General features: G+C 49.2%; 16 protein-coding genes, 2 pseudogenes and 1 CRISPR repeat array. Of the genes and pseudogenes, 6 read left to right on the top strand and 12 right to left on the bottom strand.

Going from position 1 to position 23,662, the window contains the following annotated elements; all coding sequences use genetic code 11:
* Nucleotides 1-8: 8 nt before the first annotated feature.
* The 8 genes from cas2 (ACZF99_RS01760) to ACZF99_RS01725 form a co-directional block, all read right to left on the bottom strand.
* Entirely contained in the window at nucleotides 9-299 is a 291-nt protein-coding gene (gene cas2, locus ACZF99_RS01760) for a CRISPR-associated endonuclease Cas2 (protein WP_068782729.1), read from the bottom strand.
* Between the two features lie 10 nt (nucleotides 300-309).
* Nucleotides 310-1,341, bottom strand: coding sequence for a type I-C CRISPR-associated endonuclease Cas1c (cas1c, locus tag ACZF99_RS01755; RefSeq protein WP_483608524.1), 1,032 nt, complete (start codon nucleotides 1,339-1,341; stop codon nucleotides 310-312).
* Complete coding sequence (gene cas4 / locus ACZF99_RS01750; RefSeq protein WP_483608522.1) at nucleotides 1,338-1,997, bottom strand: CRISPR-associated protein Cas4; 660 nt, start codon at nucleotides 1,995-1,997, stop codon at nucleotides 1,338-1,340. Before cas4 ends, cas1c begins: the two co-directional genes overlap by 4 nt.
* Nucleotides 1,987-2,838, bottom strand: coding sequence for a type I-C CRISPR-associated protein Cas7/Csd2 (gene cas7c, locus ACZF99_RS01745; RefSeq protein WP_483608520.1), 852 nt, complete (start codon nucleotides 2,836-2,838; stop codon nucleotides 1,987-1,989). Before cas7c ends, cas4 begins: the two co-directional genes overlap by 11 nt.
* Nucleotides 2,835-4,724 carry a type I-C CRISPR-associated protein Cas8c/Csd1 gene (gene cas8c, locus ACZF99_RS01740; protein ID WP_483608518.1) on the bottom strand — a complete coding sequence of 630 codons (1,890 nt, stop codon included), beginning with the start codon at nucleotides 4,722-4,724 and terminating at the stop codon, nucleotides 2,835-2,837. Before cas8c ends, cas7c begins: the two co-directional genes overlap by 4 nt.
* Nucleotide 4,725: 1 nt before the next feature.
* Nucleotides 4,726-5,439 carry a type I-C CRISPR-associated protein Cas5c gene (gene cas5c / locus ACZF99_RS01735; RefSeq protein ID WP_483608516.1) on the bottom strand — a complete coding sequence of 238 codons (714 nt, stop codon included), beginning with the start codon at nucleotides 5,437-5,439 and terminating at the stop codon, nucleotides 4,726-4,728.
* Between the two features lie 422 nt (nucleotides 5,440-5,861).
* Nucleotides 5,862-8,291, bottom strand: a complete 2,430-nt coding sequence (gene cas3 / locus ACZF99_RS01730; RefSeq protein ID WP_483608514.1) for a CRISPR-associated helicase Cas3' — start codon at nucleotides 8,289-8,291, stop codon at nucleotides 5,862-5,864.
* Nucleotides 8,292-8,476: 185 nt separating this feature from the next.
* A complete protein-coding gene (locus ACZF99_RS01725; RefSeq protein WP_483608512.1) occupies nucleotides 8,477-8,644 on the bottom strand; it encodes a hypothetical protein in 168 nt (55 codons plus the stop codon).
* Nucleotides 8,645-8,704: 60 nt separating this feature from the next.
* On the opposite strand from ACZF99_RS01725, the gene mntA reads away from it, so the two are divergent.
* Nucleotides 8,705-9,109 (top strand): type VII toxin-antitoxin system MntA family adenylyltransferase antitoxin, encoded by a 405-nt coding sequence (gene mntA, locus ACZF99_RS01720; protein WP_483608510.1) that lies wholly within the window; start codon nucleotides 8,705-8,707, stop codon nucleotides 9,107-9,109.
* A gap of 4 nt (nucleotides 9,110-9,113) precedes the next feature.
* Nucleotides 9,114-9,524 carry a type VII toxin-antitoxin system HepT family RNase toxin gene (hepT, locus tag ACZF99_RS01715; protein ID WP_483608509.1) on the top strand — a complete coding sequence of 137 codons (411 nt, stop codon included), beginning with the start codon at nucleotides 9,114-9,116 and terminating at the stop codon, nucleotides 9,522-9,524.
* 420 nt (nucleotides 9,525-9,944) lie between these two features.
* Nucleotides 9,945-12,176: direct repeats of the CRISPR family, unit length 32 nt; unit sequence ATTTCAATCCACGCACTCACGTGGAGTGCGAC.
* Between the two features lie 170 nt (nucleotides 12,177-12,346).
* Here hepT and cas2 (ACZF99_RS01710) read toward each other — a convergent pair.
* Nucleotides 12,347-12,564 (bottom strand): annotated as a pseudogene (gene cas2, locus ACZF99_RS01710) (CRISPR-associated endonuclease Cas2); the annotation flags it as partial.
* Between the two features lie 270 nt (nucleotides 12,565-12,834).
* Here cas2 (ACZF99_RS01710) and ACZF99_RS01705 point away from each other — a divergent pair.
* Together ACZF99_RS01705 and ACZF99_RS01700 are read left to right on the top strand one after the other, a co-directional pair.
* The gene (locus ACZF99_RS01705; RefSeq protein WP_483608508.1) at nucleotides 12,835-13,383 is read left to right on the top strand and encodes a hypothetical protein; all 549 of its coding nucleotides are present in this window, start codon (nucleotides 12,835-12,837) and stop codon (nucleotides 13,381-13,383) included.
* 32 nt (nucleotides 13,384-13,415) lie between these two features.
* Entirely contained in the window at nucleotides 13,416-13,580 is a 165-nt protein-coding gene (locus tag ACZF99_RS01700) for a hypothetical protein (RefSeq protein WP_483608507.1), read from the top strand.
* Between the two features lie 58 nt (nucleotides 13,581-13,638).
* Here the strand turns inward: ACZF99_RS01700 and ACZF99_RS01695 are convergent.
* Nucleotides 13,639-13,858, bottom strand: a pseudogene (locus tag ACZF99_RS01695) (IS5/IS1182 family transposase); the annotation flags it as partial.
* 321 nt (nucleotides 13,859-14,179) lie between these two features.
* Between ACZF99_RS01695 and ACZF99_RS01690 the strand changes: the two are divergent.
* Nucleotides 14,180-20,167 carry a DUF7601 domain-containing protein gene (locus tag ACZF99_RS01690; RefSeq protein WP_483608506.1) on the top strand — a complete coding sequence of 1,996 codons (5,988 nt, stop codon included), beginning with the start codon at nucleotides 14,180-14,182 and terminating at the stop codon, nucleotides 20,165-20,167.
* A gap of 19 nt (nucleotides 20,168-20,186) precedes the next feature.
* Nucleotides 20,187-20,975 (top strand): class B sortase, encoded by a 789-nt coding sequence (gene srtB / locus ACZF99_RS01685; protein ID WP_483608505.1) that lies wholly within the window; start codon nucleotides 20,187-20,189, stop codon nucleotides 20,973-20,975.
* Nucleotides 20,976-21,008: 33 nt separating this feature from the next.
* Here the strand turns inward: srtB and ACZF99_RS01680 are convergent, their stop codons facing one another.
* Nucleotides 21,009-21,845 (bottom strand): YitT family protein, encoded by an 837-nt coding sequence (locus ACZF99_RS01680; protein ID WP_483608503.1) that lies wholly within the window; start codon nucleotides 21,843-21,845, stop codon nucleotides 21,009-21,011.
* A gap of 266 nt (nucleotides 21,846-22,111) precedes the next feature.
* Complete coding sequence (locus ACZF99_RS01675; protein WP_483606049.1) at nucleotides 22,112-23,599, bottom strand: IS1182 family transposase; 1,488 nt, start codon at nucleotides 23,597-23,599, stop codon at nucleotides 22,112-22,114.
* Between the last annotated feature and the right edge of the window lie 63 nt (nucleotides 23,600-23,662).

Below are 23,662 nucleotides of genomic sequence, written 5' to 3'. Positions count from 1 at the left end.
ATGAGCCATTAGAAGATTAAGGGGTCTTCTAAATCCAATGACGGTTTGGCACCCATATGCTCTACCTTGGTCTTGTAGTTATTTCCCAACCGATAAAAGCGCAAGCTATCTTGTTCTTCATCGATTAATTGGGCCAGCTCTAATTTCAAGGCGGTGAACTGGGCCGCATCCACAATGCATTCAAACACGGAATTCTGCACCCGCTGCCCGTAGTTCTGACATGCCTTGGACACTTTGCGCAGCCTTGCGGCACCTCCCGCCCCTGACGTTTGAACATCATAAGTAATGAGTACAAGCATTAGGGCTCACCTACTTCCACAAAAATGGCGGATACTCATCTAGATCACCGCGCAAGAAACGGGCCAATAATAAGGCTTGAACGTAAGGGACCAGCCCCCAAGAGATTTTCTCACCCAAATAGGGGTGTGTCATACTCTCTTGCTTTTTGGTTTGCCATGCTTTTAGGAACGTTTTGCGGGCCTCGTCCGTCATCAGCACAGCTCCATTTTCCTTGGTAACAAAATCGCTTGAGGTCACTTCTTTACGATTGATCAGCGAGAGCACAAACCGATCTGCGTAAATTCCCCGTAGCTCTTCCATTAGATCCAATGCCAAGGATGCTCGGCCAGGACGATCTTGGTGCATAAAGCCGACGTAAGCATCCAGGCCCACAGTCTCCAGAGCCGCAGCCGTATCTTTAGCCAAGAGTGTGTAGGCGAACGACAGCATCGCATTTACGTTGTCTTTTGGGGGTCTTCTCGATCTTCCGTGAAAGAAGAAATGTTCCTTTTGCTGCAAAATCATCTGATCAAACACACGGTTATAGTAAGCTGCCGCTTGACCTTCCCAGCCTCGCAAGCTCTCCAGGTTATTGCTGTTACGGACTTCGCGCAAAATATCCGACAGCAGACCCGACACGGATTTAAATTGTTCAACATCCATGCGCAGCGGATAGTCTCGCGTCATACGCTCCAGGATCCATTTGTGGTTATAGATTTTTCCTGTAATAAAGTTCCTGGCGATCTTCGTCGCTTCCTCTTCATTCTCAGAAATCCGGTACTGCGTTTTTCGCAAAATGACATTTCCCCGGCTTTCACCAATCACTCTGGCCAAGAATCTCCCGCTTTGTGTCAAGAAGGTGATGGAAATATTACGATCCGCACAATAACCCATTAACGCGGGACTAGCCCCCGTGTATCCAAAGCTGACGATGGCCTCCAGATTATGAAGCGGCAAGCGACCAAGCTTCTCCTCATCCTTGAGCAATAATACATTGTCGCCATCAAGCGCCAAGTACGTATCCGGCTGAGTCACATATAACGTGTTTAACAGCTTCCTCACTCACTCAGCCTCCCTTCGATGTAGCTTTGGACAGAGCGTTTGTGCATCAGATTCGGCACACAGATATGCTGTAACGAGCAATTCTTGCAAAATGGCCCCGTCTTCACTTTCGGCGTATGACGTCTATCGTAATAATGATGCATCTCTGCGGCCATTCGTCTGACTTGGTCCCGCAGCATGTCACTCATCGGCACTTCAACGCGATGCTTGATTTCGTTGTAGAATATGTACCCTGTGTCTACCCGGCACAGCATCATCTCTTCAAGGCACATCGCTTGGGCTGCTAGCTGAATGACGTCTTCATCGCCTTTTTTCGGCTTCCCCCGCTTATACTCAACCGGGTAGACCTTATAAGTACCTTCCATTCCCGCCAATTCTACGCCATCCGGGTCCTGGATGAATTCAACCACATCACAGATTCCGCTTAGCTGCAGTTCCGGGGACTGAATCGGTAGCGCGCGAACGACCAACTTGTCTCCACGCTTCTCCTTGATAAACGGCTGATCCGCTTTTTGATGTAAATGCTGACCTTCGATGGTTCTGACATTTTCTTCCCACTGCTGTTCGATATGAATCAGGGCCCACTGACGTTTGCAAAATTGGAAATGCTGGAGCCCCGACAACATCAAATAGCGCTCTTCCTCACTAACGGCCATTAATAACCTCGACATTTAAACCATCGAGTTCCTCAAGTTCAATCGTATAATCTTCAAAGCTTTTGGGCTCCATAGTTTCCGAACGAACCGTTAAGGAACGATGCACTTTGGCCGACGAATATTGTCCCAGCTTGGAAGAATGGTTCCACCAGTAAACCTTATGGACTTCCATACTGCCTTCCGGGCGGGCAGAAGAACTGTCATTCTCAAAAAGCGTAATCAACGCCTGCTTGATCTTCTCCGCATCTTCTTCCGTAAAACCTGTCTTCTCCGCAAGTTGTGTGTTGATACTGCCCTTGAACACGTACACGCCAAAATCCACACGATGCTTCATGCCCATCGTATCGGAGCTACGCTTGTCTCCCGTTACGGAGTTGACGCTTTTGGTGATCTGCGTGCTGACAATATCGATCGGGTCAACGCTTGTTGCGGTATGGATGGACACAGGGCCACGGACGCCAACAGACAGCTCGGAACCTTTGAAAGCAAATACTTGTCCAAAACTGCGCACATCGATCCATTCCTGACAAGCCAGCTTGGCAAATTCGTCAGCCGATGCATTTTTCCCCTTCAGCATCTTCGCCAACTCCGGATGGGCATCCGCACGTTCACGCAAGCTTTTGAATTCATCCGCTTTTCTATCATCCGACTGGACAAAAACCTTCTCTCCCATATCCAGCAAGCGATTGCGGATTTTACGCTTGATCGCAACATCGGAGATTTCACCGCGTCCGTCATAATTTTGGCGAGGGCGATTGCCGTTCAGGGGGTCTCCGTTCGGATTGGCTTTTGTAACCGATAGGATAACTGCAAAATCAATTTTATGACCAAGTGTACTCATTGGTTTGTATCCTCCTCTTTTTTCTTATAGAGTTCACGACGCTGACTGTAAAATCCAAGCAAATATTGCTCTGTTAACGGAGTATTATTAAAGTCGCCATCCTTAAATTGATCGGCGATTTCATCAATCATTTTGGATAAATAGGTAGCTTTCGTTCCCAGCTTGGCCTGATAAGGCTGCAGGCTAGCCTGAATTGTTTTCCAGGTACGGCCCGGATTTTGGGCAAAAGAGTTCATATAACGAATCGCGTTGGTGGATCTCGTCTCGTCTTTGCCCAGCGCTCCTCGTTCAAGCACATCCGCCACAGCCAGCAAGCGGCCAAACAGATAACTCCGATCCTTGGACTCGGTGTTTAGCGGCACATTCCATTCCTCCCCTTCTTCTTTTTCCATCAGCCTTTTCCGAATCAGTGCGCATGCAATGCTTAGCGTCTTCTCCCATTCCCACCGTTCCATCGAAACCGGATTCGACGCCCGGTGAAAGGCACTTCTAACAATGTCTCGGGGAACCGCGCGTCCATCAACGATGCAGGGAATGATCCGTTCCATCAAACCTTTGACGATCTTCTCACTCGCCCTTGGGCCGTAAGCAGCAAAAGCAATATCCTTGGTCGCCGGCGCTCCATAAAATGAGATAAACTGCTCTTCATCCTTGCGATACCGATGCTCCCAGGCACAAGACTTATGCCATTCTTCCAATCGGTTCAAATACAGCTCTTTATTCAGGTGACGATAGTAAAGCACGGCCATCCGGCCCGTTGTTGCCGAGTCCAGAACGAGAATATTCACCTCTGCCTGGTAGGTCAGGTCATTCCGGTAGCCGTCAATCGCTCGTTTTACCTGATCGGCATACGGCTTGTCCGTATCCGGTTCTCGTTCGATCTCCCGGCCTGAATGCCGCATCATGTCTACGATATCCTCATCGGTATTGGGAACCGGGTTGTTATCGTTGCCCCATACCAGAAAGACGCGTTCATCAATCGTTTTCCCTTGGCGGTGAATTAGCCATTTTAAGGCGTTATGTGCTTTCTGAGATACCTCATAACTGATCGATACCGCTTCCTTGCTCGTTTTGAATCGTCCGCGAAAGGTGAAACCAGAATTGTCATTCGCAGAAATTAACTTTGCTTTGTCTGCCGCATGGCGAATTTTGTTCGCATGCCGCTCCGTACTCGGACGTGTTTCTCCGGTAACGAAACAAACATCCTGTTCCCCCAGCTTCTGATTGTAAAAGGCAATAAACGAATCAAACATCGCTTTGTCTTTCCATACATCCTCCGGTGAATCAGGGGTAAACGCATTAAATCTAATAAAAGCGCTGGATGTCTCCGCAGCCCCGCTTGAGAAAATAAGCGGCTTTTCCCCGAGCTTGGCCGTGTATCTATCATCCCATTTCTCTATCAATTGCTGGTTTTCGTCGAGTTTGATTATTTTTGCGGCAACCAGGTCCTCGATTAACCTCCCCTTGCGCAAATACGTATAAATCCATTTCAGTTTCTCCGTCGCATAGGGCGAATTGGCCCATTCCTCCAAATTACGGATATACTTGTCAAAAGGGATCTCTTCCGGATTTTTGATCTGACCGCCATACTTGACGAAGTCGCCAGCGACATAACTTAACTTGTCATGTAACGGGTATGGAGCAACCTTGGAACCTGACCGACTTGCTGATTCTTCTGTACAGGGGATTAAGGTGCTTTCCTTCTCCAACACTTTGGCCTCAAGAAAGTCACCGTCTTCATCGATCGTCACTTCAATATGTGCATTCTGGGTCGTATGCGAAACCGGCAGCAGCGTGTATTCCCGGTCACTCCTTTTTTTTACCGTTTTCCCGACTTGATCCAGATTAGCCTCATACGTCTCATATAGGTGGAGCAGCCAACTCATCTCATTCACCTCCTAAATCACGAAGCAGTTGTTCCGCAGACTCGATGTCATCCGAATGGAATAATTTAGGCTCCATCTCTCTAACCGAACGAACAATCGTGCACTCTGCCGGCTTCGGAAACTCGATGTACCCTTGTTTCATCTCAACAGGCCATAGCCTTACTGAAAGCTCATTCACCCCTGTTTCATCGGGATAATTGAACCCATGAACCATCGTTCCTAAATACTGCGTTCTTTCATCTTCATCATAAAAACCTGCTCCACTGCCAAATTCACAAGGCTGTACATATCCCTGACACTCCCTAGTACCGAGGAAAATATCTCTGCGTCCGCCCGCTTTCAACGAACGTTGAAGGATGCTGTAATGCTTCCCCTCATTGCGGTCAAAGGCGAGATCCGGCCGGTGTTCGTTAAAGACAAAATGGGCCTTTACTTGATAACGGACATCCTTAAGATACGTATAATTAGCCAGCGTGTTCCCGCCCCCGTAATCAATCGGACGCACGCCTTTCGATTCCATCTGGATCGGATTCATTACACGTAGTTCGTCGATGATATACATGATAGTTGGCTTCCAATAGATGGACTCTAGTATGCCTTTAATTGCCTGGTAGGTAGGCACACTGTAAGATAGCTTCTCACCTCCAATTTTGGTTAGAGGATCGGTGAATAAAGCGTAGTCACCGAAAACTTCGAACTGGACTTCGTTTCTCATGGTTTGGATCACCTCCTTTACTCAGTTAGAAGTGTTCAAATCAACGAGACTAGAACTAGTCTCGTTGATTTGAAATTTGTTTGCGAGCTACAATTTCTCTCCAAACGATTTGCCGTAATTGGCTGACTTCTATTTGCAGCCTTCTAACACTTTGTTCTATTTCCTTTACTTTCTTATCGATATCGTGAGTTATAATCTCACCCCTCAAATATTCCATTATTTTCATTTCCAATATAATGCAAAAGATATCTCTGGTCAAGATAAAATTCGATTGGTTCATAGACTTTATATATAAATGAACAACGAACTCCGAAACTATAAATATGTTATACTAATTTCATCGCTTTTTAAGCGTGGATTGAAAGATTTAAACATAGAGTCGGGAACCTATCGGCAATTCGATAGGTTCGATTCTTTTGAACTTAAAAACTAGTAAAGTCCATTCCACCCTCCCCCTTCAAATCCACCCCATACTTATCGCTGTACCAATTCTCTTTCAACTCATAAATCATGCCGTCCAAGTGCTCCACAATGGCGTTATCCCGTCTTAATTGCTCCAGTTCTTGCGAATACAGATTTACCGTATATTGCTGGGCTTGTTTCAAAAACTTGCTTATATCTTCAAGCCAGGCTCCACTATTCAATTGAGCAATGAGTTCTTTTCCTTCTCCATAAGGCACGAGAACGGACGTCGTGTTTTGATCAATGACCTGAAAGTGCTCCGCTGCCGTTTTGTAGCTGCCATTTAAAATTAAAGGAAAGCTTGTCCCATGTTTCTTTTGATAGTGAGTCACATAATCATTCTCCTGAGAGAGGGACATCAGGAGCTTGGTCATTTCTGTATCTAATTTCTTAACGTAATAGTTTAAATTGACCTCCATTCTATTGTAGTAATAGCGGAAATATTCACTCATCGCCTTCGGTAAAAGCAGGTTTCCTTCATATTGATCCGCTTTCTTCTTAAACCTGGCTAGTACGTGGCTGGACATATCTTTCCCGACCTTTATCTCCTTCAGCTTCGAAACGGCTTCCTCCGCATGATCGATAATATACACATTCTGCGATTCGTCTTCTCCATGCCGGTTGCATCGCCCGGCTGCCTGGGCAATCGAGTCCAATCCGGCGAGAGAGCGAATGACACATTTAAAGCTGACATCGACCCCAGCTTCTATCAATTGGGTGGTTACGCAGATGAAGGGATCTTGCTGATCCAGCATACCTCGGATTTCCTCAAGCTGCTCTTTCCGGTGTGCCGCGCACATGGATGTACTCAGATGATAGACAGGCACAGGGACATCTTTTAACTTTTCATATAAATCCTTAACCACCCTTTTCGTATTCAGTATGATGAGTGTGCTGCCCCATTCGTTGATTTCTGGCTTTACCCAATCTGCCAACGTCTCATTCGTCATAGAATCTTCCGTTTGATCAATAAGCTCGACCCGTTTGAAAGCTTTCGCAACTTCAGTAAGATTCGGCACAATCTCTCCATCCCGGTCCTTCAAGAGGCTATGTTTTACACCCTCCAGTGCAGGTTGAGTAGCCGTACAGAGAAGAATGCTGCAATGCGCATCTTGTTTCAAGAAATTCAACGCCTCGTTAAACAGGGAAATGCAATGAATGGGAACCTTCTGTACTTCATCAAAAACGATCACTGCATGACTCAGGTTATGCATACGTCGGGTATTGCGGTTGCCTTTGGCATAAAAAACATTGAGGAATTGGACAAGGGTAGTAAAAATAATTGGGCTGTCCCAATTATCGCGAGCGAGCTTAAGTTTCTCTTTATCCGTAATAAGCCCGTCATCCGCTTCATCCCCATCCTCCATGCCATTCGGTTCGTCCTCAATAATATTGGAGTGATGTTCTAAAATATGTTCGCTATCCTTCAATATCTTCCTGACCTCATCCGCGTTTTGCTCGATGATTGTAGTATAGGGCACGACATAAATGATCCGCTGCTTATTGTACTTGCGGGCATGTCTGAGCGCATAACGAAGACTGGCAAGTGTTTTGCCACCACCCGTGGGGATGGATAACGTATAAATGCCGGACGGGCGCTCGGCAGCGAACACATCGCAATGTTCCGACATTTCGGCTCTCAGCACATTGATCGGTTCGCTTGCATCGCTTTTTTCTTTTAGAGTGGCCAGATGATCCATCAATCGACGATAGTAGGTGTCAAACAATAGAAGATTCCGGTTGGACTCTTCTACTTCCACTCCTTCTTCTATCTGCTCTTCAAACCATTGTGTGTTGGTCCGATCCGCATCAATTAAACAGCTGAAGATATACTTGGTAACAAAAAAACTTTGTTCAGGCGTGCGATTAGTGAATTGCTCCAGTTCATCTATAGCAACATGAATATAATGGATAAGTTCTTCCTTGGACATCGTATCTTGATAAAAACGTTCAACAGCCACTTCGTATTCAGGAAGATTCGTATCTTGTACTCGTCTTAGGTAATCGGATTTGATCTCAGGTGAGAGATAGTCTTGGAGGTTGGAGTGATGAGAAATGATGGCATTGCCGACGATTTCGGCCAGAAGCTTTTCATAGAAGGTACTTTCCTTATGATGGAGCAGCGAAAACAGTAATCTGCCTCCAGCTGTAGAGTGATCAACCTCACCGCGCTTCGGCTGAGGCCATTCAGGGTGAAAGGCAACAACGTCTATATATTGTTGGAACTTATCGCTATATTTCCCCAGATCGTGAAGCACCCCGGCTAACCCGGCAACATGCTTCAGCCCCAGCTTCTCCCCGAACTGTTCCGCCAGTCGTTGCACTCCAAGCAAGTGCGCGTTTATCGATTGAATTTCTTTATCGAGTTCTCGTACATGGGCAATATACACAGGCACATCTCCTCGCGCACGATCATATACAACCTAGTTCTATTTTACCGCAAGATTTGTCATAATTCACCATGATGCGGGTAAAAAGACTCATTATATTAAAAAGCAGTTTGAAGCCGAAAAAGAAACTAGATCGTTATCGGCGACTACGACGAGACATCGGACGGAAGATCAGCCGATCAAATCTACAATCGCAGACGTGTTATCATATCACTGATTTTGGACGAGATCGGCTCGTTCAAGTGGGCCATCGCGCCCACTTGGCCCGGACCGCAAAAAGCCGCGGCATCCACATGTTTATTTACGTCAGCTTGCTTTGGGCGGTCGCCTTCGAATTCCACTTGTATTTTCAATCCTATTTGGATACGCTCATGATAAGGTACCAATTTGATTTAACGAATGGATGGTGTCCAATGCCTAATCCAAAACTTGAACTCCAACAAAAATCCGCCATAATTGATTATTTGAGCAAGCGATTTAATGCGCATACTGTGATTTTATTTGGATCGGCGGCTAGGGGAGAAATGCACCAAGACAGCGACGTGGATATTGCTTTTATATCCGAACCCCCGGCTCCCTCCGCTTATGAATTATTTATGGCCGCATCGGAACTAGCCGATCTTGTCCATCGGGAGGTAGATCTGATTTATTTCCCGCAAGCTAATCCCGTCTTCAAAGCACAAATTATTGGAAGCGGCGAAGTACTGCAGGATTTCGAGCCTTATGTGCGACAGACTGCATTTATGCAAGCTTTGAAAGAATATGCCCTGCTAAACGACGAACGTAAAGAAATCATGGAGAATTATCGAAGAGGGTGAAGGAATGAACCGCGATATCGTGACGAACAAATCGGAAACGATCCACCGTTGTCTGAAACGGATCCAAGAAGAATATGAAGGAAAGCAGGAGAACCTCTTAAATTACACCAAGCAGGATTCCATTATTCTTAATCTACAGCGTGCCTGCGAAGCTTGTATCGATCTGGCAATGCATCTGGTGTCGGAAAATAAATGGGGAATCCCTCAGAGCAGTCGGGATGCTTTTGATTTGCTGATGGAAAATGGAGTGATTGATGAATCGCTCAATCGCAATCTAAAGGCTATGGTTGGTTTTCGCAACATCGCCGTACACGATTACCGAAGCATACAAGTCGAAATTGTTCAGGCGATTATTGAGCACCATATCGATGATTTCGTTCTTTTTGCAGCAAAAGTCAGAGATTTCGATGCATAGAATCCCTGGAAGCTATGTCGGCCGGGGCTTGCCTTCATCACATCACATTCAGGCGGCGATCACATTGAATAACAACAACGCGTAACGATCATCCGTCAAAACCCCCAATGTCCCCGCTGATTTTCTCGATCATCTTCCCAACCACCGACCCACGGATACACCAATGACACCTCAAAACGGCACCACTAGCTAGATGGAACTCTGACTGCGGTAACCAATTAAAGTTGCCTTCCGCAGAACATCAGAGTCTACCCAAAGCGCATTGCCATGAACCTCAAAAGTTGCGAGACTTTCAGAAATAGAGCAGTTATTTATGAACGTTTAGTCAAAAATATGAAAGTGAAGTCCACTATTCCCAACGTCATCTCAATCAAGGAGTGCGACAGGCGGCAAGACGGCGGTTGGACTCCCTTCAGCAGAATTACAATCCACGCACTCACGTGGAGTGCGACCTGCTGCAGCAACTCGTCCTTGCCGGCTAGTTGAGCATTTCAATCCACGCACTCACGTGGAGTGCGACACGAGCAGGTGAAAGACCATACGCCGGATGCCAAATTTCAATCCACGCACTCACGTGGAGTGCGACGATAGAGATCGGCAGGAATCTACCGATCACGCGGAAATTTCAATCCACGCACTCACGTGGAGTGCGACCAGGTGTTCGTTATCCAATCCGTCATCTTGGCGTGATTTCAATCCACGCACTCACGTGGAGTGCGACACCGGGCGACCCTTCCTTACGGGGCCCCACGTTTTATTTCAATCCACGCACTCACGTGGAGTGCGACGATAGCGAAAAGATTATGCTTGAGGTCATGAGAATTTCAATCCACGCACTCACGTGGAGTGCGACGGGAATTGTACCCGTGCAAGCCGGATGTGTTTATTTCAATCCACGCACTCACGTGGAGTGCGACGAGGCGGAGGTAGTCCGTCTTATAACCGCGTTAGAGATTTCAATCCACGCACTCACGTGGAGTGCGACCTAGACGGATTCCCGTTTGAGCCGGACGCCTTGGAAATTTCAATCCACGCACTCACGTGGAGTGCGACAGAAATGCATCCCGGTTGATGCTATTAAATTTGAGGATTTCAATCCACGCACTCACGTGGAGTGCGACTCGAAGACTTCACGGACGATTACCTGGTGCGATCATTTCAATCCACGCACTCACGTGGAGTGCGACACGCAACCATCATCGACGATTCGCGGGATGATGATATTTCAATCCACGCACTCACGTGGAGTGCGACTATAACAACGTCCATAGTTATCAATCCTTCATATAATTTCAATCCACGCACTCACGTGGAGTGCGACTGACATACAAACGCTTGGGTCTGACCCATGGGGATTTCAATCCACGCACTCACGTGGAGTGCGACACGTTATTAGTCGCCTATACTGTAATCAATGACGATTTCAATCCACGCACTCACGTGGAGTGCGACATTCTGGATTGGTTGTTCCACAGGACATCCAGACGGATTTCAATCCACGCACTCACGTGGAGTGCGACTCCATGGGGCTGTGACGGATAGGGGGTGAGCATAATTTCAATCCACGCACTCACGTGGAGTGCGACCGAGGCGATGATCGAGAATGTCGACGCCTACGTATTTCAATCCACGCACTCACGTGGAGTGCGACCAGCGAGGCGACATAAACGCTCCCATATTTAATAGATTTCAATCCACGCACTCACGTGGAGTGCGACGTATCAGCCTGGGTGCTGTATCTGCGGCAGTATTATTTCAATCCACGCACTCACGTGGAGTGCGACGTGGCGCGACAAGCAGCAACTCGAGCATTCTGGCATTTCAATCCACGCACTCACGTGGAGTGCGACTTACCGGACTCATATCGAGGGGCCGGAGCAAAAATTTCAATCCACGCACTCACGTGGAGTGCGACGATGGAGTCCATGGACGTCATTAAGCACCGGATTATTTCAATCCACGCACTCACGTGGAGTGCGACCTGTGGGCGCAGATCAATTTACTCGACCGAGGCATTTCAATCCACGCACTCACGTGGAGTGCGACGGAATGGTACAGCGACCCGCTCCGAAAGCAGTTATTTCAATCCACGCACTCACGTGGAGTGCGACCCGTTTACGGCCCGGACACTGTACCCGGAGGAAGATTTCAATCCACGCACTCACGTGGAGTGCGACCGTTGGCGGCCCCTGCCTCGGCATCGGTAAACAATTTCAATCCACGCACTCACGTGGAGTGCGACTATCAACAGGCGAATGGCCGGCTGCACCGCCAAGGCCAATTTCAATCCACGCACTCACGTGGAGTGCGACGCCATTTACTTTGGCGTGACCAAATTCATTCAGGTATTTCAATCCACGCACTCACGTGGAGTGCGACCTTCCGTGATACGGCAAAGGAATTGCAAATTGGAATTTCAATCCACGCACTCACGTGGAGTGCGACTGGCGCTTATTACATGGATGTCGATGAATCAAGACGATTTCAATCCACGCACTCACGTGGAGTGCGACGCTAAAGTCAAACTTTGTCTTTGCTGACCAGTTGATTCATTTCAATCCACGCACTCACGTGGAGTGCGACCTATCGCCAAGGTGTGGGAGTATTACTATCAAAAGCCATTTCAATCCACGCACTCACGTGGAGTGCGACAGCGGGTCTTGTGAAGCCTTGAGCCACAAGGCCTCACATCCTCAGAAGTGCGAACCTATTATGTGAGTGCGAAATTTTACCGTTTATTTCAACTGAAATCTTAACAAACCCTTTAATGACACGGGGTGCGAATCTCCCAGGGATTTTATGTGCGCTTGGGGTTCGCACCGCTAGAAGATAAGTGGCTCCTCTAAATCTATCGATGGCTTGGCGCCAATATGCTCTACTTTGGTATTGTAGTTATTGCGCAACCGATAAAACCGCAAACTGTCTTTTTCTTGATCGATGAGTTGGGTCAGCCCAGTTTCGGAACGGTGAATTATGTGTATTGACGAATACATTCAAACACGGAGTGCACCCGCTGCCCATAATTCTGGCATGCCTCAGCCCCGTTTTCCTTTGAAGCTCCCGCTTTGTGGCAAGAAGTAGATGGGGATTCCAATCAGCTTACAACCTAGTTCTATTTTACCGCAAAATTTGTCATAATCCACCAAAAAACAGGTGAACAGCTTCATTACGATTTAGAAAAATAATCTCTACCAGCCAGATGCTTGCCGAGATTGATGGAGTTTCACGTTTATCTTAGTTACACGCTTCTCCGATTGTAATAGTATAATCTAACCGTACTTAGCATTGTTATGAATAAGGGGAGATTTTTTTGACGCCGGTGCTGAAAAATAAATGGGTTCTTCAAGGGTTGGCCCTCCTTCTGCTGTTCTCGCTTTCGGCCCTGATTCACTTCTCTCAAAGGGATTCTTACAGCAAAATTTCCGATCTTCATATTCAACAGCTAAGTGAAAAAGAACACATTGAAATCCTCGATGTCGCAATGAGAAACGAACTGGACAAGCCCTTTGCCTATGTATATTACAAGCGGGGAGTGAAAGTAGGGGCTTATTATATCAGCGTCATCAATGACAAGCTGGTTTACGGCATGGATTTGATGCTTAACGAGGATCAGGACAGCCCTGTCCAAGTTTTTGGAATCCGAACGGGGTATCCCTATCTCATGATTCAAATTAACGATGATCGTCTTCTCCAAGAAGGCAACCAGATTTACGCCACGTTCAATCAAAACAAGTGGCATCGGTTAGACATCGATCGTTCGAAGAGGAACTATATCGTTACCGGCGACTACGACGAGGCGTCGGACGGAAGATCGTCCGTTCAAATCTACAATGCCAAGAAAGAATTGATATTTGAGTAAGTTCCCCGCATTTCGGCAGATTCTTGGACGGAATGATGGATACCGAGGAACAGCGCAAAGCCTACAATGAAATCATCACCTATCTTGACCATGCGAAACTGCAATTGCCTCCGGAGTTGTCCGAGTACTTGGAAGAAACGTTCACGTTCAACGAAGAGCATCATGTCGTACAACTTGAGAGGATTATGTTACTATGAACGGTTAATCGATAATATGAAAGTACTCAGTCCAAGTTATGCGGAATATCTTGAAAAGTTAGAAATTGCAAACGAGCAATTTTACCGTGCGTTTCCACAATCCAAATGAAAATAAAAAGATCGCCCTATCCGGCCAGCTTGGCCAAGTGTTGGCGGTCTTCTTCACGTTTTGGCAGATGGCAGTCATGAGCGCTTGCTCCAAGCCTTTTTTTCCGGCCGCGAAACCGGCAATAGCGAAGCCCAGAGAGCTCTTTGGCATCTGCGGAACTTCGCTCTATCATTGGATGACCGGCCGGCACCCAGATCATAGTATCCATTATTTCGCAATGATGAATCTCGACAAAATCCGAAAATATTTGTCTAGTTTTTGTCGAGTTTTTGTCTAGTTTGTCGTGATATGTTGATGCTACGCAATTGTAAATTGGGGTATTATACCTTTTTTCAGTTTGTGATTGCGAAACTCGAAGGGAGTGAGGCGACTAGGCGTCGATTAGTGCCCCGTACACTCGCAGCCCTATGTCGGTCGTCTGAAAGGGCATACGATTTTATCGATGCGAAGGGGTACCGGGGCAAGCAAAAAGCGTAAAGGGAGCTTTGAGATGAAACGAAGACATCGTGCAAGAACATCTGTGATGTCCTTCTGTTTGGCGGTATTGCTTGCCTTACAGACAGTGACGTTCTCCGCTTCGGCCTATGCGGAGAGTGCATCGGACGCTTCCGGGACGGCAGCCGAACCGTTGTCGGTATCCGAGACGGGGTACGATGCGCCGGACGAACCGTCGTCGGTGCCTGAAGCCGTGTACGCCGTGCCGGCCCAAACGATGGCAATGGGCCCGCAGGACAAAACGGCGGTCATAGAAGCCGCCAATTCGCCTTTTCCACTGGAAGTCATACAGGACGGGAAAACCGTGCCGGATGATGGTACCGGTATCATTAACGGCAGACAACCACTCACCCTGAGTCTGACTAACCTCAAGGTGCCGGTGTATGGCGACGATCAAAGCGCCGATCCTGAGTCGATCATCCAGAAGGGCGACAAAGTGATTTTCGACAAAGCGACTTATTTCCCCATGGTGAACCTGACGGCAACAGGCAGCAGGTCAATCATGGTGGACGGCCTAAAAATCGCAACCGCTACTTTTAGCGAAACTGCCGTCACCATTACCTTCGATGGGGATGATGTGTTTTTTAACGGCATCAAATACGGTGTTCTAATCAATCTAACACTCGCCGCAAAAGCGGATGTGTCGGATAACTACGGGGAAACAGATGGGACACAAATATTCTTCAAGCCATACTCCATCTATAACCCGCCGCTGACACCCGAGTACAGCATCACGATTACTCCTCAGGACTATAGCAAGCCGAGTCATTACAGCTATGTTAACCTAGGCAAGACTTCGTTTGTAGAGGGGACCATCACGTGGAAGGTGGATATCGCAGCCTTTGACCAGGATGATAAGACGGTTCCGCTGTCACTGGGCGGAACGACGTTTTATGACGACCTTAGCAAGGGGGCTAGTCACAACGCTGCCGGTGTCTATGTGAACGGCTCGTTCACGATCGATGGGCAGCCGGCAACGCCAAACTACGAAAACGGTGCGCTATCCTACACCTTCCCGCCGGGCTCTGGCGATAAGGCAAGCATTATTTTCAAGACGTGGATTCCCAAGAACTTGTACTACTATGAGTACCAGCCTGTCCCTGGAAATGATGGCGGCCAGAAGATCGACTCTACCGCTCAGTTGAAGGATAAGGACGGGAATGAGGTGAAGAGAGCCGTCTCCTACCGCGTCAACATTTATCCCGACTGGATTCAGCAATCCGGCGTGGTGAGCAAGCAGGGGAATGACACCTTTGTGACATGGACCATCGATGTGAACCGAAATTACAACAAGCAGGGTCTAAAGAACTTCACCATCACCGATGCTCTACCGACCGGGCTGATTTTTGAATCGGCCGCTTATCAACTGTGGGATACAAACACGAATAATTGGTCCGTCACAACAACGCCAATAACCCCGACCGGCGCAAGCAATGATACGTATTCAATACCTGGAGGGGAGAGCAGCGCCGTCAGGCTGGTCATTGTGTCCAAGGTGGACAGCGGCAGCAGCTTTACGAATAGAGCCCGCGCCAACTGGACGCTGGATCATCCTCCAAACGGCCTGCAGGACAACGATGCGACTGTGGGGAATAACCCCCAAACCGTGAGTGCTTTTGCAACTGTCACCGTTGGCGCGCATGGTTTGACCAAGAGCGGTACATTTACCGCTGACGATCTCAAGATCGGTGCCGCCACATGGACCGTGAATCTGACGCCGCAGTATAATGACTCCAGTACCGTGGTGTATGACCTGCTAGTGTACAGCAGAACCCTTAACTTCATCGATCCCAGCAAGCTGGATTCTAAGGGCAAGGTGAATTCATCGGTTTTGACGACACTTGCAAATAATGTAAGAGGTAATTCAAATTTGATCGGGCAGCAGTTCCTTGAGGGTTCCTTTACTACCAGCGCTGGTTTGCAATGGGAAGTGATTCCCCTGTATCAGGATGATGTCCGGGTGGCGGATTTATTGAAGGTTAGCGGATACACGGACAAGCAGGCGAGCTTCACCTTCCGTACGCTGATGACCGATCCTGAGCAATTCGCTGGACAGTATTCCAAAACAAGCTACGCAGCCCCTAGGTACAACCGCGCCTATTTATTTGACGGTGATAAATACTCAAATATTTATGCGGACAATTATGTGAATCGTCATGGGAATATGCTTGAGAAGGGGACGCTCTTCGCATCCGTACCTTTGAAAGCGGACGGTACGCCTGAGAATGTGAAGACCAACGATATCAACAGCTACATCAAGAACGACAGCAACGAGGCATGGACGATCGCGGGCTACGACCGGGTGACGAAAACTGCGACTTTCCGTCTCGCGGTCAATCATAAAGGTTTAGACACTGATGCGATGGCTAAATACGGTGGAAATCGGGTCGCCAGTGACATTAAGCTAGTGGACACCTTGCCTGAGGGCTGGGAGTTTGTCCCTTATGATGCGAGCGGGAAGTTCTATGAGCTGTATCAGGGCTATTCGAGCAATAATTCGGATACGGGGTTCGGTACCCAAATTCGGGCAGACAACGCCATTCCGGCAGACTCTGATGCTCATGTGGTCAGCTTCTCCCATAGCGGCAATGTAGGCACCTTTACTTTCTCCAAGCTGGAAGGTCCTTACGTGATCTTTGTGAAAGCAAGTCCAACAGCGGAGAAGATAGATGCAGAGCTCGCAGCAGGCAAGACGAAGCATGAGGGATATAATGAAGCTGAGCTGACGATCAAGTGGGGCGACGTTGAAATCAAGTATGCGGATAGCCGTAAAGTGATTGTTCCGCTTAGTTCATTGACCAAATCGGTAACCAAGCCTGCTCCCGGCATTCAGGAATGGACAGTGAACTACAGTCCGTCCTTCATATTATCGGATGACGTCTATCTGCAGGACACCCTTGGAGCAGGGTTGAAGCTGCGCGAGGATGTGAACGGCAAGCTATCGCTGACATCTCCGGATATGGCGATCTATCGTGCCGCGATGACCCCGAGCGGAGACCTCGCTAGGGATGTCACGGCAATTGATTTAACCGGTCCCGACCCTGAAGTCAGAGTGGAGATGGTCAAATCCGAGGGCAATCCCACCAAGCTGATCTTCAAGATGAAGGACCCTAACCAGTTCTACCAAATCGTCTATCAGACCGAGTCGAGCGGGATGTCTCCGGGAAAAGTCGGCAACAAAATCGAGCTGTTAGGCGATGACACCCTGCCGCCCGTCGAGGCAAGCAGCGAAAGCACGTTGGACGCCAATGACGTAAGCGGCGCCGCAGGGTCTAACGGCGTGCTGTATATCCAAAAGGTGGACCCCGCCAAGAAGCCGCTTCCGGGCGTTGAGTTTACGCTGTATGAAGCCGATGGCGTAACGGAAGCGAAGAATCAGCAGGGGAATCCCATCAAAGGAACTACAGACGCCAACGGTAAGCTGATGCTGCTGATCCCTACACCGGGGCTCTATCAGTTGAAGCAGACCTTTATTGACGAGAATACTTATCTGCCTACCACAACGGTTTACATGGTGCGAGTTGCCAATGTAAAAGACAGCCCGACCTTTGCGGACGGGGAGCTCGTGACCTCAATCAAACCGCTGGTTGTGCCAACCCCAATCACCGGCAAACTAACGATTGGGAAGACCGTAGCCGGGAACGGCGGAGAGCAAGGTAAGGAGTTTCTGTTTACCATTACCTTCAACGGCGAGGGGAAAGATGGCGAATATCCTTATAGCAAGTCAGACGGCTCCGGCGGAACTCTAAAAAACGGGGATACGATCCGTCTGAAGCACGGACAAACCGTGGTTATCCCGAGACTGCCTAAGGATCTTGTCTATACCGTCACCGAGGCCGATTATACGGCTGACGGCTACACGACCAATTGGCCGGGCCGTCAAACGACCGGCACCATTGCCGAAGGAGGCGACCATAAAGCCGAGATCGTCAACACGCGGATGGTGTACGGGGGCCTGCTGATCGGGGAGACCGTGGAAGGTACCGGAGCGGACAAGGGCAAGAATTTTGCGTTTACGGTTGAATTCCCTGATGCCCCTGCGGGTGAGACGTATACTTACACGAAGTCAGACGGAACGAAGGGAACCCTCAAGTCCGGCGACACGATGACCTTGAAGCATGAGGAAACCGTCGCCATTGAAGGCATTCCGAGCGGTGACAGCTATAAAGTTATCCAAACCGATTATGCGGACGACGGTTACACCACCGACCCTGAAAATCGGACGTATAGCGGCACGATCGTGGAGAAGCAGATTGCCGAAGCTCGATTCGTCAATGCGAGGTATCTCCCGGGGCATCTGACGCTGACGGCGGAACCCCCAGTCGTTCCCGGTAACGGTACGACGCCTTCGCAGTTGACGGCCACGTTGACCGACTATGAAGGCAAACCGGTTGCCGATACCGAAATCGTCTTTACCTTGCCGGATAACACGGAAGTAAAAGCTAATACCGATGCGGAAGGAAAAGCGGTCATCCCTTATACACCGCCGAAGCTGGACACTACAACGCCGGAGGACCACCTCATTACGGCGAAGGTGGACAGTCCGACGGAGGGGAAATTAACCGACACCGCGACGGTAACTACCGTACCGGCGGCGATCACCGGGGTGCTGCGCGATAACACAACGGGTGAAGTGATTCCGAATGCGACCCTTGTCATCACCGACAAAACGAATGGCAACGAGCAAAAAACCACGACCGACGCCAATGGCGCGTACTTCCACCCTGTGCCGTATGGCGGCGACTATACGATCAGCTACACAAAACTGATCCAAGTGAATGGCGTCGACCAGCCGATCACCTTCACGCAAAAAGCGCAAGTCGATGGCAATGTGAAGGGCGGCGAGCTGGTTCCGGCGGACATTACGGCTGTAGGCGTCGTGCTTCTGAAGCAGCCTGAAGGGCAGGCTTCGCTGCTGAGCAGCGAACTCGCCGGCAAGATGCGCATTTATTTGCGGGACGCAAACGACCGATATGTTGTAGATGAGAACGGCGCTCCGAAAGCGTTCAGTTTGCAACCGAACGGCGCGTTCTCGGCGGAAGACTTAGTGGCGGAAACCTACAAAATGGAAGTGCGTTACGAAATTGCGCCGGGCAAAGAACTGACGATCATTCGGGATGCCACGCTCGACGTAAAGGCGACCGGGGAATTGAATATTTCCCAGGAGCTCGTTGACCCGTATGGCATCGTTACGGACGAAACAACCGGCCTTGTGATCGAAGGCGCTGAAGTAACGCTCTACTATGCCGATACGCCGAAGAACAAAGCGCAAGGCATTGAGCCGGGCACGAAAGTAACGTTGCCGGCCATTCCGGGCTTTGCGCCGAACGATAACGCCAGCCCAAGTCAGAACAGCGACGCAAGCGGCGCCTATGCGTACATGGTGTTCCCGGACACGGACTACTATCTGGTTGTAACGAAAGCCGGGTATGAGACGCATACCAGCCCAACGATTTCGGTCGGAACCGACATCGTACGCTACGATGTCGAGTTGAAGCCGGTAAGTTCCGGCGGCGGTAATAGCGGTGGTGGAAATGATGGTGGTAGCGGTGATGGCGGTGGAACCGGACCCGGCACCACTGACCCTACACCCGCGAACCCCGGACCTAGCCAACCTGATCAACCCGGGCCTGGAACCGGCGACGATAACAACGGAGCCGGCAACGGCGACGACGAAGCTGACAACAGCAACAATGAACCCGGCGATGTCGACAACGAAGCTGGCAACAGCAGCGATGGACCCGGCAGCGGTGTCAGCGAGACCGACAACGGCAACAACGGGGGCGGAACCGGCAACACTGGCCCCCGCGACGACAACAACGTCGACAACAACGTCGGCAACGCCGGCAACGAGCTGGACGACACTCCGAAAACCGGAGACAACAGCGCACCGCCAATCTTCTATATGGCTTTGGCCCTGATGTCCTTGATTACCATCGGACTCTGCCTGCTCGGCAGCAAGAAGAAAAAAATCATTCAGTAACTGGAAAGGCGGTAAGAACATGAGTAAAATTAAAAAATTTCTTATCGCCGTTTCCTCCCTTCTGCTGGTATTTTCTCTCGTTATGGTTGCAAGAACTTTCCTGCGGGATTATACCGAACAACAGAAAATCGAAGAGCTGACCCGCGTTTGGGAGGATAAGTCAGATAAAGGAGGAGGAGGGGAATCCCTCCCCTCCTCTTTGTTCAATAAAACGAATAAGCCGGTCATGCTTCCCGAATTCCGGGAGCTTTACGAGCGGAACCCCGACATCGTCGGTTGGCTGAAGATCGACGGTACCCGAATTGAGTATCCGATTATGCAGAATCCACAGGATGCGCAGTACTATCTCAATCATGATTTCGACAACAAGAAAAACAAAGGCGGTCTCCCCTTTTTGGACACGCACAGCCGGATCGACAGCTCGGACATCTTGCTGATCCACGGGCATCACATGAAAAGCGGCTGGATGTTTAAAGACTTGATGAAATACAAGGAGGAGAGCTTTTATAAGGAGCATGCCACATTTCAGTTCAGTACGCTTTACGAAAAGGAAGAGTATGAGATTGTTTCCGTTATTCTGTCCAAAGTTTATCGCAAATCGGACGACGTTTTTAAATATTACCAGATCGAGAAGGTTAGAACGCCCGCCGAGTTCGATTCCTATGTTCAGAACATCAAGAAACTCGCTCTTTACGACACGGGCGTAACCGCACGGTATGGCGACAAGCTTGTTGTCCTGTCTACGTGTGAATACTCGACCGAAAACGGCCGATTGGCCGTCATCGCCCGAAAAAGAATAAAGAATTGATCGTTGAATAAACTCCCTTCGATAGGCACACCCTCACTTCGATATATCCAAAAACCCTTCCCCAAACACATCCCGCACGTCGTGGATGGTAAGGAACGCGGCTTGGTCGATGGAACGGACGATTCTTTTCAGCGTGGACACTTCCTGCTTGCTGATGACGATGTACAGGACTTCCTTCGGGTTTTTCGTATAGTACCCATGGCCCGACAGAACCGTAACGCCCCGGTCCATCTGGGTGACCACCATTTCGGCGATGTCGTTTTGCTTCTCCGAGATGATCGTCACCGCTTTTTTGGGATTCAGCCCCTCAATTATGAAGTCCATGACTTTGGTCCCGATATACAAACTGACAATGGTCAACATCAGCTTCTCCGCGCCAATAATAAAGTAGGAGGAAAAGGCCACAATCAGATCGAAAAACAGCAGTGCATAGCTGATTTTCCAGTCGAGAAATTTATTGGCGATCCGGGCCAGAATCACGGTTCCCGCCGTCGTCCCTCCGGCCCGCACGATCAGGCCGATGCCGGTCCCCACCATCACGCCGGCGAAAACCGCATTAATGGTGGGCTCGTGCGAATCAATCCGCCAGTTTTCCGTCAAATGCAGGAACAACGAGTTAAAAGCGACCGCGACCACGGTATACCACGTCGTTTGCCGATCCAGGAATTTGTAGCCGACCATGAGCAGAAAGCCGTTGATCACGATATTGACCAGCGATGGCGACCACTGAAACAAGTAATACAATATGATCGTGATCCCCGTAACGCCCCCCTCGCCGAAGTCGTTCGGAATAATAAACAAATTGACGGCCAGCGCAAATAAAAAGGCCCCTACCAGGATAATGGCGATATCCGCGATTTTCTTTTTCATATCTACTCTGATCCTCTCTCTACCACATTTCTATCCTAACAACCAGATCATCGTAGCCACTTCCATCTCTAAAGTCAATATGACTTTGACACTTTAATTCGCTGTCTTATTCACTAAAAAAAGGGGCTCCGACAATAACAGAAGCCGCCGCACCAAGTAAAAAAAGACCCCACTAAAGGAGAGCCCTGCAAAAGCCTCGTTTCTAGGTTATTGGGGGCTCGGAACTGGAAAATAAATTCGATAAAACGGAAAAAGCAGCTTCATCCTCACCCGAGGATGGGCTGCTTTTGCTCTTTTAACTTCACCATCCGTTTTACGTTTACAACAAACGCGGTGAGGTAGGCTTGTATTCGCATGCGGAAGAGACCCCGGTACCTGGCTGTATCCATACCGTGGAATCTCTTCATTTCCGCGTTCTTGTGTTCAATGATCGGTCTGCGCTTGATTCGTTCCTTGAACGTATCACTGAACTCGAACTCGATCTGTTCCTTATAATGTTCGGCGATGATCCGAATCGAGTAAGTCTTACTCTTGGCGCCCGGCTTGTAGCATCCTTCGCGCAGCGGACAGGTTTTGCATTTCTCGACGTCAAAGTAAAAGACGAGTGATCGGCTCTCTCCGCTGGTCTTGCTGCCTTGAATCGCCTTCCGTTTGTTTCGCTCACCGGCCGGACAAACGACGAAATCGGCATCCTTGTTATACTCGAATCCTTCTTGACGCTCGCCCCCTTCGTGGACAATTGGGTTTAAGGGCACGACAGGCGATATGGTTTCCTTTTTCATTCTCGCCAGATTATCCTTGCCCGAATAGGCGGTATCCGCAATGATTTCGTTTACGGTTACACCGTTTGCTGTGGTTTGTTCGAGCAATGCCGGTAATTGCTTGCCGTCGTCAGTGCTTCCCGGTGTTACCTCCAGCGCGGTAATGATCTCTTCCTCCGTCATGGCGATATGTTCTTTGTAGCCAAAGAACGATTTGCTACTACTCTTCCAGCCGAAACGTGCATCCGGGTCGATGGCGGAGAGAATCCCCTTTTGTGAGAGGAGTCGCTCATCCTCGATGATTTGTTTGGCGATGCCCAGTTTCTCACTCACCGCTCCTTCATGGTCCGGAAGCAGTTCCTCCACGGTCTCTCCCAGTTGCGCCAAGTAGGTCAGCATGGTTTTCTCCGCTTCCGTATCTTCGCTTTTAACGGAGGGCAGCTTAGGTAGTTTCTTCTCCAACTTGGGGTGGCGTTTGACTACGACGCGAAACAGACGCTTGGCCGCGTCACGCAGCACGTCGAACGGCTTTTGTTTTGGGCTGCCGGCCCGTGTATGCGTGGCATCCAGGATAATGGTTTTGCTTTTGACTAAGCCTTGCTCAATGCATTGACTGACTACATGCTTCAGTACGTCTTCGACCTGACTTGCTCCTAGCCGGTGATTACGAAACCGCGACAGCTGGGAGGCGTCTGGCAGCGGATCCTCCGGATTGATCCCGAGAAACCACTTGTAAGCCAGATTCACCTCAGCTTCCTGAATCATTCGCTCATCCGAGAGGTTGTACAGGATCTGTAAGAACAGCAGGCGAAACAACAGTTCCGGCTCGTTTGCCGGTCTGCCGTAATACTTGCAGTAGGAATCCTCCACTAGTTCGTATACAAATCCGAAATCCACCGCAGCATCGATCTTGCGAAGCAGATGGTCTTCCGGCACAAGCTGATATAGCTCCGCATGGAATGATGCGGTTAGTTGTCTGGCTGGCTGCAGCAAAACGGCTCAACTCGCTTCTCTTTTTCTTCCAGTATACAGCAAACCCAGCACCGAAGGGGTACT

The organism is Paenibacillus sp. JL3B1040 (genome assembly GCF_057063165.1).
The sequence above is the reverse complement of the archived record's forward strand: the minus strand, read 5'-3'. Positions and strand labels throughout refer to the sequence as shown.

What these genes read in the sequence shown, in the direction of transcription:
- cas4 (WP_483608522.1), bottom strand. Translation starts at nt 1,997, where the DNA reads ATGGCCGTTAGTGAGGAAGAGCGCTATTTGATGTTGTCGGGGCTCCAG.
- ACZF99_RS01680 (WP_483608503.1), bottom strand. Translation starts at nt 21,845, where the DNA reads ATGAAAAAGAAAATCGCGGATATCGCCATTATCCTGGTAGGGGCCTTT.
- cas7c (WP_483608520.1), bottom strand. Translation starts at nt 2,838, where the DNA reads ATGAGTACACTTGGTCATAAAATTGATTTTGCAGTTATCCTATCGGTT.
- mntA (WP_483608510.1), top strand. Translation starts at nt 8,705, where the DNA reads ATGCCTAATCCAAAACTTGAACTCCAACAAAAATCCGCCATAATTGAT.
- ACZF99_RS01700 (WP_483608507.1), top strand. Translation starts at nt 13,416, where the DNA reads ATGATGGATACCGAGGAACAGCGCAAAGCCTACAATGAAATCATCACC.
- hepT (WP_483608509.1), top strand. Translation starts at nt 9,114, where the DNA reads ATGAACCGCGATATCGTGACGAACAAATCGGAAACGATCCACCGTTGT.
- ACZF99_RS01690 (WP_483608506.1), top strand. Translation starts at nt 14,180, where the DNA reads ATGAAACGAAGACATCGTGCAAGAACATCTGTGATGTCCTTCTGTTTG.
- cas8c (WP_483608518.1), bottom strand. Translation starts at nt 4,724, where the DNA reads ATGAGTTGGCTGCTCCACCTATATGAGACGTATGAGGCTAATCTGGAT.
- srtB (WP_483608505.1), top strand. Translation starts at nt 20,187, where the DNA reads ATGAGTAAAATTAAAAAATTTCTTATCGCCGTTTCCTCCCTTCTGCTG.
- cas2 (WP_068782729.1), bottom strand. Translation starts at nt 299, where the DNA reads ATGCTTGTACTCATTACTTATGATGTTCAAACGTCAGGGGCGGGAGGT.
- cas5c (WP_483608516.1), bottom strand. Translation starts at nt 5,439, where the DNA reads ATGAGAAACGAAGTCCAGTTCGAAGTTTTCGGTGACTACGCTTTATTC.